This is a genomic window from Thermonema rossianum DSM 10300 (assembly GCF_000426825.1).
Taxonomy (GTDB): domain Bacteria; phylum Bacteroidota; class Bacteroidia; order Cytophagales; family Thermonemataceae; genus Thermonema; species Thermonema rossianum.
This window is the reverse complement of sequence record NZ_AUGC01000018.1, coordinates 13,616-25,489: the sequence shown is the minus strand read 5'-3', so window position 1 is coordinate 25,489 and position 11,874 is coordinate 13,616. Positions and strand designations below refer to the sequence as shown.

Here is an 11,874-nt window from a genome sequence, read left to right as displayed (position 1 = left end):
ATAAAAGGGAAAAGGTTATTCAATGAATGAGCCGTCAGCAGTGAGGCGTATTAAGGTGATCATGTCGTTGTTTTCGAAGAAGAACGTGCCCAACAGCAATATCTCTCCCGACGGTAATTCTTGTATAAGGCGGGCATGGTCATTGCCTCTGCCGCCAAAGGTTTGCTCCCAAAGCAAGGTGCCGCCCGCAGAGTAGCGGCCTACATAAATTTCTTCATTTTGAGAGGTAGAGCTTATATCGCCGGCAACGAGCAAGTCGCCATTCGCTGCTATAAACAGTGCGATGCCTTCATCCTCGCCGCTGCCGCCTATCGTTTTCTGCCATGCTTTGTTCCATGCTATGATATTACCTTGGCTGTCGCGCTGCAAGTCGATACGCGCCAGGAAAATGTCTTGGTTGCTACTGCCTATCAGGTAAAGATTGCCGTCAGTGCCCACTTGCAGGTCACTGCCCGTTTCATTTTTAAGCGGGTCGCCCAGCGTAAGAATATCAAAGATGGGGGTGGTATTGTTGTCTTGGCGGAAGCCGGCCACTCTGATGCGAGGCGTGCTGCCTGAGACCACCGTAGTGCCACACCAGAAAATGATGTTGTCTTGTTGCCGGATGCGGGCGATGGTGTTGTCGTAGTTGTCCAGCCCGTAGCGCTGCACCTTGGAAAGCAGCACATTGCCCGATAAATCAGTATAAATAAACAGAGCCTTCTGACACAGCTGTGAGGCGCTGCTTTGGCAGTTGACATTATAGGTGGCAGCTATGATGATTTCCTGCCCTTTTATCTCCAGTTGAATAGCCTGCTGTATTTGGTCATTGGGAAAGAAAGTAGCCGATACGTTTTCATCATAAATTTTAGTCCATTCCACGGTCCCGGTGGCGAGGCTTACTTTGCTTAAAGCTACTTTGGTGATGTTTTGCCCGTTGATTTTGGTTGTAATATAGTCGGTAGCTACATAGGCAGCCTCTTGCCCCTGAACACGAACAGCTTTAGCTGTTTTGCCCGGCACCTCTGTTTGCCATACCAAAGTGCCGGCATCTGTGAGCCGGTACAGCATAGCCCGTGAGACCTCCACGGGCAGTTGAGATGCTTCATCGGTAATGATATTGACTTCGGCGCCTGCTATGAGAAAGTCGCCCTGCCCGGTGAAGGCAATGTCGTAGGCAACATCGTTGAGTGCACCGCCCAGCAGCTTGAAGTAGGTGGTTTCGGGCGTAAGAGGTGGTGACAGCCATTGGCATCCGGTAAGGAACCAACATAAGCATGCCGGCAAGAACAATATAGTGCGGGGAGCGACTCTCATATATTTGAATACTTTTTTCTTCTGTTTTGTAAGCTGTTAATTGTGAACGACTTTTATGTTGTTGCCCGAGTGCTTTTTGCGTTTGATTTTCGGGCGGTAAAGCGGATACATGTAACCGAAGTTGATTTGCACCTGTGCCCAGCTGAAGTTATTGTCTATGTAGCCATAACGGGCTATCAAAGCCGTGTCGCTGAATCTGTTTTGAGGGTTGTTGGCAAGGTTAACCGGGTAGTAGGCGTTGACTGCCAACAGAAGATGTCCAATGCCCAGCTTATATTCGAAGCCCATACCTGCTTGAATCCATAACAACAGGGGGGTACGCAGCTTGTCTATTGCATAGTTTTTGTCTTCTACCGAGCGATTGATATTGCCCACTGCATCGGTGCGTAGAAAGTCGGCAGTGCTGCTTAAGTGGCGGGCCATAGCAACACCGCCTTGCAGGTAGAAATTATGCCCTCGAAGCGAGAAGTTGTATTTATTGTTTAAGTTATACTGTACGCTCAGTTGTGCTTGCAGGCTGTTTTGCCGCTCTATAACCTCCAAGCGGCTATAACCAAAAAGAGCTTGCGAAGAAGCATAACTTCTGCTTGTGAAGAACAGCTGTGCATGCATGGCCCAATGAAAACTGAGAGGCTTGGCAAGGTAAATGCCACCTTGATATGCCCAGCGTCCTGCATACTTGGTTTCGGATGGCTGAATGTCGGTACTATAATATTCCTGCACCAACAGACGGGAATAGTTTAAGCCACCTCCGCCGCCCACTATTAAATGAGGGATGATGCGAAAACGACGGTGCAGCATTTTAAACTCATTGGGCTCGTCGCTGCGGTATTGGTATTCCGGGGCGAGGGTAAGCAGTTTTTGCATGGCCTCTTCTGCTTTTTGGGGGTAGTCTTGGTATAGGTACAGCAAACACAGCAGCCTGTAGGCACGCACCTTTTCTTCCCTGTTGAGCTTGCCGCCACGCAAGCAGGGCAGCAGGGCCGGCTCTATGTTGTCGAACAAGCCATCGTCAAATGCTTGCTCTGCTTGGTTGAGCGCCAGCGCACAATCGAGGGTCTGGCTGAAAGCAGGGAGCGCCAGCAGCCAAAACAGGCTACTCCATATGACGAGGCGGTAAGCCTGCACAGGTTTCTTCGTAAGGAATATCTTCAGATACATAGCGTTGCCATTCTTCTTTGCTTAGGTTGTGTTTGAGGTATTGGCACAGTTGTGTGCCCATGTTTTGTATATCTAAGAACCAAAACCTTATTTGGTGGTCATGAGCACCGGCAAACAGGCGCAGGCCGTCAGGGGTGAAGCAGAGGGCAGTTGCCCAGCTCTGATAATCATCCAGCAACAAAGGCTCTTCATTGAGGGCCCGGAGGCGCCATACGCGCACGCTCCGGTCGCGGGAAGCCGTTGCCAAATGTTCGCCGGAGGCATCAAATGCAATGTCTGTAATTTCACGGCTGTGTCCGTAGAGCCGTACTTTTTTGTGGCTGTCCAAGTTCATGAAATATACTTGCCCGTGGAAGAGCCCTATGGCAATATGTTGCCGGTCGGGGCTTATAGCGAAAGCCGACACGGGCAGCCGGCTGCTCCATATCTCCTGTGTTTGTCCGTCTGCAAGTGTGTATTCCCATATTTTTCCTTCTACGGTACTGAAAAATATTTTTTGCGCATCGGCAGTGAGTGCCACGTCTGTAATATGAGCTGTAGTAAGCGGCAGCTTTTCTACAGATTCATCGCCATGGCGGTAAATGTAGAATGTGTTGTCTGAGAGGACAAAGAGCAGTACGGCTTGTCCGTTGTGCATACCGTAGGCAAGAAAGCGGGCGCCACTTCCGGCGGGCAGCTGTATGGTGGTGTGCAGTTTCAGGCTGCCGGTTTGGTATATCTGAATACTGCTGTTGTCGCCGCCCACGGCCAAAAATTGACCTTCAGGAGTAATTGCCAGACTTTTTTGCACGCCGGGCATTTGTGCAATGAGCTTGCTTTGCTGCACTTGCCCGGTATTGATGGCAAACACACGCCCATCGCTGCCACAGCTGTAAATCACAGCCCGTTGAGGATGAGACACCATGCTTCTTACCATATCTTGATGAATGGCTAAACGGTTGAAGTCGCTTCCTTTGTAATTACGCAAAGCATAATAAAGAGCGCGGTATATGTCGGGGTCATAAAGCGAGCCCCCATTGTTCAGATGAAAAGAAGCAGCCTGTTGTGCCAATAGCCCTTGCAGCTCGGCATCTTCTACTACTTGCAATGACTTTAACGCCATGGCTTTGGCAATGGAGAGCAACCGTTGCCGCCGGGCGCGGGCGCGTTGGCGCTCGGCTTCCAGGTAGTTTTGCTCTGCTTCTATTCGCTTTGCTTCGGCAAGCGCAGCATTTTGGCGTGCGATGCCCTCCTGTTCTATTGCTATTTGTTCGTTTTGTAAAGCCAGCTGCCGTTGGCGTTCGGCTTCTTGTTTTTGAAACTCAGCGATACGCCGTTGGCGCTCGGCTTCTTGCTTTTGCGCGATGGCACGCTGTTCTTCTTCGCGTGCTTTTTGAGCATTGCGGCGTGCCTCTTCTTCGCGTTGTTCTGCCAGCAGGCGTTGTTGTTCGGCTTCTTGCTTTTGCTCTATGGCAATGCGCCGTTGCTGCTCGGCTTCGGTTCGTTTCACGAAAGCATAAATCAGAAAGCCAAGCGATATGATGGTAAGCAAGGCAAAGAGTAAGGCTGTTTGCCTTGCTCTGCGCAGGCGTTTTTTTTGCTGACGCCGCTTGATTCGCTCTTCGGTTTCGTACTCTTGTAGCGAGAAGTCCAAAAAAAGCATGGCACGCTCAAAGGCGGGGTGGTGCCGTATGCCCCACTCTAAGGTGGGCTGATTCTTTTCGCGCCAGTTGAGCGCCAACAACAAATCCGGGGGGCGCCACAGGTTGGCTTTGCCTATTTGGTAAAGTTCCGAGGCTTCGCACAAGCGCAAATACATGCGTATGGAGTCGCGCTCTTCTTCTACCCATTGACGCAAGCGCCGCCATATGCGCATCAGGGCTTCGTGCGACAGGTCTATGACACTGTCTTCGGTAAGGGGCGCGGGAAGGGCCGGGGTGAGAAAAGAGCGATCGGACCGGCGGAAATGTTCTACTACTTCTATCACTTCCTGTGGCGGGCAGCCGGCAATCTTGCTTATGACGCCTACAGAGGCCGGCCGCCGGATTCCCAAATTGCTGTTCCCACTTTTTTCTGTTATGGTTTTGAACAGTTTCTCACAAATGAGCTGCTGCCGCTCACTGAGCTCGCTAAAAGCCTCTTCTGCATGAATCGACAGCGCTTCTTGCATGCCGCCAATGGCAAGGTAGTGGGGCAAATCAAGCGGTTCCCCGGGGCTGCTGCGGTGTTGTTGCCAGTATTGCCAGGTGCGCATGAGGGCATGCTGTAGCACGGGGAGTTGGTCGTTTTGCTCACCTATATCGTTCAAAAGGCGTTGCACAAGCCGGGGGGTAATGCTTGCGCCGGCCAGTTGTATGGGTCCACAAATTACCTCTTCGCGCTGTGTGCGGGTGAGCTGTGGCAGCATGTAGCTCCCGCTATTGATAGCCTCAGTTAATGCCGGATAGTTGGCACATTCGCCTATGAAGTCGGCACGTAAGGTCAGGCAAACGAATAGGCGGCTGCCGGCCAACTGACCAATGACTTCTTCCAAAAGAAGTAAAAAGTGTTGGGCTTGGCGGAAGGCGTTGCTTTCGGAAGGGGTGGACAAAGCACGAAACAGCTCTTCAAATTGATCAATCAACAGCAAAACGGGTCGATGGTCATGGTTATGCGCTTGCAAATATTGCCACAGGCTTTGGGTATGACTCATCAGGTGGGCAGCAAGTGCCGGCGAAGCTTGTGCCGGCATTGACGAAAGGGCGAATGTTTGTTCCAGCGCTTGCGCCAGGGCCATGACGGCCGCTTGCCCCGGTCGAACGTTGATAACATGCCAATGAGTGCTGCCTAAAGAGGTGCTTGCTCTGTAGAGGGCCGGCAGAAAGCCGCAGTAGGTAAATGAAGACTTCCCACTGCCGGAAGGGCCTACTATAGCCAAAAAGTGATTTTTAAGCAGCAAAGAAGCCGCTTCGTCGCTTTGTTCATTGCGTCCAAAGAAAAGAAAACTTTCTTCGGCTTTGAATGGGCGTAAGCCGGGAAAAGGGCAAAAGCGCTTCGGCCGGTGAGTAGTAGTATGTATTTTTTCTTTTAGCACTTTAAGATAGTTTTTCTTCCCACTCTTTCAGGAGGTGAGGCAGGTCGCCTGTAGTTTGCAGAGGCATGATTTCTATTTCCAAAGGCAATGCTTGTGTAGTGGGGCTTTTTACAAACTCGTGCGTGGTTATTGCGCAAAGTGAACGAAGGGCAGCAGCATGCCCTTTTATCTTCAAGATATGAAAAATATTCGAGCTTAGCCAATCTGCCGACCCATTGATGCACATAATTAATACATGGCGGCTTTGTTGCAATTTTTGATTAAGAGTTGCCGGCTTGTCTTCGCAAGCAATGTGCAATTGGCTTTGCGTACCGGGCGAAAGGGCGTACTTTATTTGTGGCACAAGCGCCTTGTCTTCGGGTGGCAGCAAGAGCAGTATGGGCAGCCCGTCGGAGGTGTTGGTGCTGACGGGCTGATGGTTTCGTTGCAATCGATCTTTTAAGTATCGCCCGGCTTGCCCTATGGGAAGCACCAGCACTTCCGTTATGGGAACTTCGCTTTCTTTTTGCTCTATTTCATCAATTAATCGCCGGGTATGGCTCTGCCGGCTTTGCTCGGGCGATGCCCAAAAGAAACGGTAAAAAATGTCTTTCTGTCCGTTGAGTTGGCTTTGTTGATATATATTCAGGGCATGGCTACGGCTTTGTGTATGAAACTGCTGCCACTCGCCTCCTGCTTCTGACGATAGCAGGTGTAGTGCTGCCCGGCAATGAGGCAGTAGCGATGACAGTTCCGTGCCGGTATGAGAGGCATCGGGCAATACTCTGAAGCCCCGGGCATAAAGTTCTTGTTTGATGCGCCCGCGTATGAGTGCTTGCCGGGGTGTGGTGGGGTAAAGAAGCAGGGAAGAAAAATAGTCTTGTGCTTGTTTTTGCCTTTGCAGCAAGTCGCTCGCCAACTCATGGGCTATCCGGTGCAGCGTCTCGCCGTTTTTACCGCTGAGCAGAGGGTAAACAGGATAAAAATGGAACAGCGTGTCCGGAGAGCTTTCGGCGTCCAAGTGCAACAAAAACATATCGCTGCCCCTTTCTTTTAGCCTATGCAATAATGCTTCAACGGGCATTATCCCCATATCAATCAGCAGGGCTGTGTTTTGGGGCATGCCGGCATGTTCTATATTGTTCAGCAAGTGAATTTGTGTGTCCGGCACATCAGTGCCCAGTAGCAGGAGCGCACTACGAAGCGAGTCGGCCAATGCTTCTGCCATGGGGGTGTATGCATCGCGTACAATGATATGTATCTCTTGAAAGTTGGGCATGGCTTTTAAACGTTATAAGACACAGCTGCTTTATTTTGCGTGCGTAACCTTAAATAATTGGTGAGCAGGGAGGGGAAGTAGGCGGCATAATACTCAACCACAGCCGGTGGCAAGTATAGAAGCACACTTCCGGGCGCAAGCCGGATGTTTTCTTCTTGTAAGGCAAAAAATATGTGCCCATTGGCTGCTGCCCTGTTGCTACCGTCTTGGGAAGAATACACAGCCCAAATACCTGTTTTAGGGAAGGAGAAAGTGCTATCTTCTGCACGATAACGCTCGCAGTACAAGACAATTTCTTGAATGACCTCTTCGGCCGTATCTTTAAAAAGAGCCGACTGCTGTAGAGAAAAGCCGCAATCCAGCAAAGTAGGCAGGTTTTGCCTGATAAGTAACTGTAGTTCTTGCCTATGGATAGCGGGTAGCCGTTGCAGCACGCCGGCGGCTTGCTCTGCGGATAAGGCATGCAGCGCATGAAAGCTGCTTTCGCGAATCAAACGGTTCGTGTGAAACACATTGGCAATCAACGGTGCCAAATTCTGCGTACTGCCCGCTTGGGCTATGTAGCGGATAGCACATGCGCGGGTCCAAGCGGTTGTGTAGGCATAATCCCTAATGATGAGCGTTTCCACCACTTTTTGAGCAGGCATGGGTTCTATGGGGTAGTATTCCCCCAAATGCTCCAGCTTTTTATTGACGGGAAGAGTGTCAAAGAAGGGTACCAGGCGTTTTTTTAGGTGTTCGTTGAGCAGGGTGCCCAATAGCTCAATAGCCAATACCTGTGATTCAATGTCTTCTTCTTCTATATTTTGCCGGATGGTGTGCACGGCTTCCTTGTCATACAGGGCAGTGAGTGCCTTGAAAATCGTCTCATAGTTTTCTTTTATTTCAGCCTGCAAAGCATGGCGAAGCGGCCGGGCAACAGGCGAACCGGCAAGCACCTCCAGCGCTACTAAGTCCCAAAGAGCATCTGTTATTTCTTCATCTATCAGGCGATATACGTATTCCTGCAAGTCGTGATGTAGCGGGTTATCCATTGCCATGATTAGGTGGAAGGCTTGTCTGTGTATTGCCGGGTTGGTAGAATGCAGGTACTTGTAAAGCAGCTGAAGGGAAGCTGGTGTGCCCATGCGGGCATATACTTCAAGAATATGGCACAATAAAAAATCGTTTTGCCCTGCTTTGACAAAAAAAGACTCCAAGACAGGCAATGCCCGCTCGCCGGCACGGCAGAGTAAGGCAGCGGCCAGGTGGGCATGCCTGGGCGAATCCATGGCTTCCACAACCATCAGCAATTGATTGTGGGTGAGGCTGTCATTTCCTGAAAATAACTGCCACAACCTTTGCTCTCTTATTTCCTGTGTGGTTTCTACAACAGGGGGAAGGGGTAGGTGGGCAGCACTTATTTCAGGCGCCATGCGAAAAAGTACCGGCGCCACTTGCCGGGCATATACGGCTTCATGAAGGCACAACGCTTCGATGAACTTGTAAGATGGGGGCTGATAGTATTGGTTTGAAGTTGATTCTATGGGGGCTGCTTCCTGCGTGTCTTTGTGCAAAAGACGATGGAGTTGTAAATGGTAAGCTTTACTTAGCTGAAACACACTACCCAGCCACAACAGACTGAGCAGCAAGATGCCTGTGGTTAGGAGCAATAAGTTTGACAACTGCCAATACTGAAAAGCAAGCAGCAGCAGGCCGGCAACAATACCGGCACCGGTGCGTATGTTGCCATCTATTTGGTGCAGTACGCTTAGGCGTGCTTCGCGAGGGATGGGAAAATAGCAAAACTTAAAAGCCGTATCTTCATTAGACTCTTTTAGAGCTGCCAGTGTCATGCGGCTTAATGCAAGCATCATGAAAAAGAGCAGAAAGGTGTTGGAATATTGCTGCCAATCGGGCGCGAAGCCCTCAATGATGAGGCCGGTGGTCAGGAATAAAAGCAACAGAGCCGGAGCAATCATCAGCGTAATGCCAATACCGTATTGCTCAATCAAACGGTCAGTAATGAAGGACTGAAGCAAAAAGGCAAGCAAGAGTGTGCTGCCTTCAAACAAAGCAATAAAATTCTGCAGGTCTTTTTCACGGGGATACAGCACGCCGGCAGAGTTTAAAAAAGTGTAGTCAAGCAGTTGATAACTGATAACAGACAGAAAAATGAAGCCAACCATATAGCGCGTGTATCGATGCCGGAAGATGAACCCGATGCCCCAGTGTTCCTGGCTTGTCTGTGATATGCTGCTGGTGCTGATGATTTGCTCCCGTTTAAGCCACAAGAAGACGGTGTATAATATCAAAATGCCAAAGCTCATGAGCACTCCTATGTCTATGAGATCTTCGGTTTGGGGGAAGTAGTGGCTAAACAAAGGAATGGCAAAAAATGCAGCCACCCCCGCGATGCTTTTCCCGACATCGATGTTGCCGATGATGCGTTTTTGCTGTTTCAGGTTGTAGTAGTGATAAATGGTGCCCCAGAATATCAAGTTCACAAACACAACAAGCACGGCACCCACGACAAAGCTACCAAATACCAGGCGGGTGCGTTGTGTGGGCGTATCGACCCAGGCAAACAGCAGCCGCAAGCTGAGTGTGCTTATGGTGAGCAGCAGCAACACCACCCATGAAAGGCGGTAGTAACTCATGCCGCGCTGCATCTGGTTGAATAAGTTGATGGTGGTAATGCTCAATATTGCCGTAAGCAGAAAAGCCAAGGCAAGATAGCGGCTTTCGTCCAGTTCATTCAAAAATAGCGTGAGTGTGCCCACTTCCATGCCGGCAATATAGATGCCTGCCAGAAAGCCCATGCCTATGAATAACCATAAGGCGGGGTCACGGACAGCAAGTTGAAAACGCATAGGCATAAAACAAAAGATAAAGCGAGGATGTATTCTTATTAAAAGTAAGAAAAAAATACAGAAGCTATTGAATGACAGCTTGGTTATACATGCAAAAGTTGCTAAACCATAGAGATTGGCAGGAAATGCCCGGTTTATAATGCTTGTCCCCTCTCTTTTTTTGAAAGAAGCGCATAAAGGCATGCAGCCGCCGCAGGCGTGCGTTTGTCTGTTAACTCTGCTGACTTCTTTCGCACTTCTTTTATAAAATTTTTAGCTTTGCAAACCAAAGACAAACGAAAACGAAAATCCTGCAATGGAAGAAAAAATAAAAATTACCCTGCCCGATGGGAGTGTGCGGGAATACCCCAAAGGCGTAACCGGCTTGGAAATCGCCCGGTCGATTAGCGAAGGGCTGGCCCGCAATGTGTTGGCTGCCTTGGTCGATGGCGAGATATGGGATGCCACACGCCCCATCGAAAAAGATGCCCAAGTACGCTTGCTTACCTGGAACGACGAAGAAGGGAAATATGCTTTCTGGCATTCCTCGGCGCACCTGTTGGCTGAGGCGCTCGAAGCGCTTTATCCGGGCGTGAAGTTTGGCATAGGACCTCCTTCCGAGCGTGGAGGCTTTTACTATGACGTGGACCTCTCGGAAGTGGAATCGCTGAAAGGACGTGGCCTTTCCGAAGACGATCTGCCCAAGATTGAGGCTAAGATGAAGGAGTTGGCACGTCAGAAAAATCCTTATGTGCGCAAGGAAGTGTCCAAACAGGAAGCCATTGAGTTTTTCAAGAAAAAAGGCGACCCTTATAAGCTGGAGCTGCTCGAAGAACTCAACGATGGCGAAATTACCTTCTATCAACAGGGCAACTTCATAGACCTGTGCCGGGGGCCGCACATCCCACATACCGGCTTCATAAAAGCGGTGAAGCTGCTCAACGTGGCCGGGGCCTATTGGCGTGGCGATGAAAAACGTCCGCAGCTTACCCGCATCTATGGCATTACTTTCCCGAAAGAGGCGGAACTGAAAGATTACTTGCATAAGCTCGAAGAAGCCAAAAAGCGTGACCACCGTAAGCTGGGCAAAGAGCTGGAGCTCTTTACCTTCTCTGACAAGGTGGGGGCAGGCTTGCCCTTGTGGCTGCCCAAGGGGGCGGTGCTGCGCGAACGCTTGGAGAACTTCCTGCGGCGGGCACAAGTAAAAGCAGGCTACCAACAGGTGGTGAGCCCGCACATCGGAAAGAAAGACTTGTATGTAACCTCGGGACACTGGGAGAAATACGGCAAAGACTCTTTCCAACCAATTCGCACCCCCGAAGACGAGGAGTATTTGCTCAAACCCATGAACTGCCCGCACCACTGCGAGATTTACAAGTCGCGCCCGCGCTCTTATCGTGACCTGCCTTTGCGCTTGGCAGAGTTTGGCACAGTCTATCGCTATGAGCAAAGTGGCGAGTTGCACGGCTTGACACGCGTGCGTGGCTTCACACAAGACGACGCCCACATATTTTGCCGTCCCGATCAGGTAAAAGAAGAATTCGCCAAAGTGATTGACCTCGTGCTGTATGTGTTCAAAGCCTTGGGCTTCGATGAATATACCGCGCAAATTTCGTTGCGTGACCCCAACAACAAAGAAAAATACTTTGGCAAAGACGAGGATTGGGAGCGTGCCGAACGCGAAATCATTGAGGTGGCACAAGAAAAAGGGCTCAATACGGTGACTGTGGAAGGCGAAGCTGCTTTCTATGGACCCAAGCTCGATTTCATGGTGAGCGATGCACTGGGGCGTAAGTGGCAGTTGGGAACCATTCAGGTGGACTATCAGCTGCCTGCCCGCTTCGAGCTCGAGTATATCGGTGCCGATAACCAACGCTACCGCCCTGTGATGATTCATCGTGCACCCTTTGGCTCGCTGGAGCGCTTCGTGGCTGTATTGCTTGAGCACTGTGCCGGCAACTTACCGCTTTGGCTGGCACCTGAGCAAGTAGCTGTGCTGCCTATTTCAGACAAATATGCAGACTACGCCGATCAGGTGATGAGCCGCCTGATGGAAGAAGATATCCGGGGCTTTGTGGACCACCGTGCCGAAAAAATAGGGCGCAAAATCCGCGATGCCGAAGTGAAGAAAATCCCTTACATGCTGATTGTGGGCGAAAAAGAAGCAGAGGAGGGGAATGTAGCGGTGCGCCGCCACGGTGAAGGCGACAAGGGGACCTTTAGCTTGGAAGACTTTATCAAGCACTTTAAGGAAGAAACCAAAATCGCAGACTAAC

General features: G+C 50.4%; 6 protein-coding genes. 1 reads left to right on the top strand and 5 read right to left on the bottom strand.

Going from position 1 to position 11,874, the window contains the following annotated elements:
* Positions 1 to 15 precede the first annotated feature (15 nt).
* Genes K384_RS11045 through K384_RS11025 form a run of 5 tightly spaced genes read right to left on the bottom strand, consistent with a single transcriptional unit; the run spans position 16 to position 9,619 of the window.
* On the bottom strand, positions 16 to 1,296 hold the full coding sequence (locus tag K384_RS11045) for a hypothetical protein (RefSeq protein WP_038032368.1): 1,281 nt from the start codon (positions 1,294 to 1,296) through the stop codon (positions 16 to 18).
* A gap of 36 nt (positions 1,297 to 1,332) precedes the next feature.
* Complete coding sequence (locus tag K384_RS11040) at positions 1,333 to 2,457, bottom strand: hypothetical protein (protein WP_157630144.1); 1,125 nt, start codon at positions 2,455 to 2,457, stop codon at positions 1,333 to 1,335.
* Positions 2,393 to 5,509, bottom strand: coding sequence for an nSTAND1 domain-containing NTPase (locus tag K384_RS11035; RefSeq protein ID WP_038032365.1), 3,117 nt, complete (start codon positions 5,507 to 5,509; stop codon positions 2,393 to 2,395). Before K384_RS11035 ends, K384_RS11040 begins: the two co-directional genes overlap by 65 nt.
* A gap of 1 nt (position 5,510) precedes the next feature.
* Complete coding sequence (locus K384_RS11030; RefSeq protein ID WP_038032362.1) at positions 5,511 to 6,767, bottom strand: hypothetical protein; 1,257 nt, start codon at positions 6,765 to 6,767, stop codon at positions 5,511 to 5,513.
* A 5-nt stretch (positions 6,768 to 6,772) separates the two neighbouring features.
* Positions 6,773 to 9,619 carry a hypothetical protein gene (locus tag K384_RS11025; RefSeq protein WP_157630143.1) on the bottom strand — a complete coding sequence of 949 codons (2,847 nt, stop codon included), beginning with the start codon at positions 9,617 to 9,619 and terminating at the stop codon, positions 6,773 to 6,775.
* A gap of 295 nt (positions 9,620 to 9,914) precedes the next feature.
* Between K384_RS11025 and thrS the strand changes: the two genes are divergently transcribed.
* Positions 9,915 to 11,873 (top strand): threonine--tRNA ligase, encoded by a 1,959-nt coding sequence (gene thrS / locus K384_RS11020; protein ID WP_038032357.1) that lies wholly within the window; start codon positions 9,915 to 9,917, stop codon positions 11,871 to 11,873.
* Position 11,874 lies beyond the last annotated feature (1 nt).

Bases quoted from the DNA above. Each gene is read 5' to 3' on its own strand.
- K384_RS11045 (WP_038032368.1), bottom strand. From the start codon at position 1,296: ATGAGAGTCGCTCCCCGCACTATATTGTTCTTGCCGGCATGCTTATGT.
- K384_RS11040 (WP_157630144.1), bottom strand. From the start codon at position 2,457: ATGTATCTGAAGATATTCCTTACGAAGAAACCTGTGCAGGCTTACCGC.
- K384_RS11030 (WP_038032362.1), bottom strand. From the start codon at position 6,767: ATGCCCAACTTTCAAGAGATACATATCATTGTACGCGATGCATACACC.
- K384_RS11025 (WP_157630143.1), bottom strand. From the start codon at position 9,619: ATGCGTTTTCAACTTGCTGTCCGTGACCCCGCCTTATGGTTATTCATA.
- thrS (WP_038032357.1), top strand. From the start codon at position 9,915: ATGGAAGAAAAAATAAAAATTACCCTGCCCGATGGGAGTGTGCGGGAA.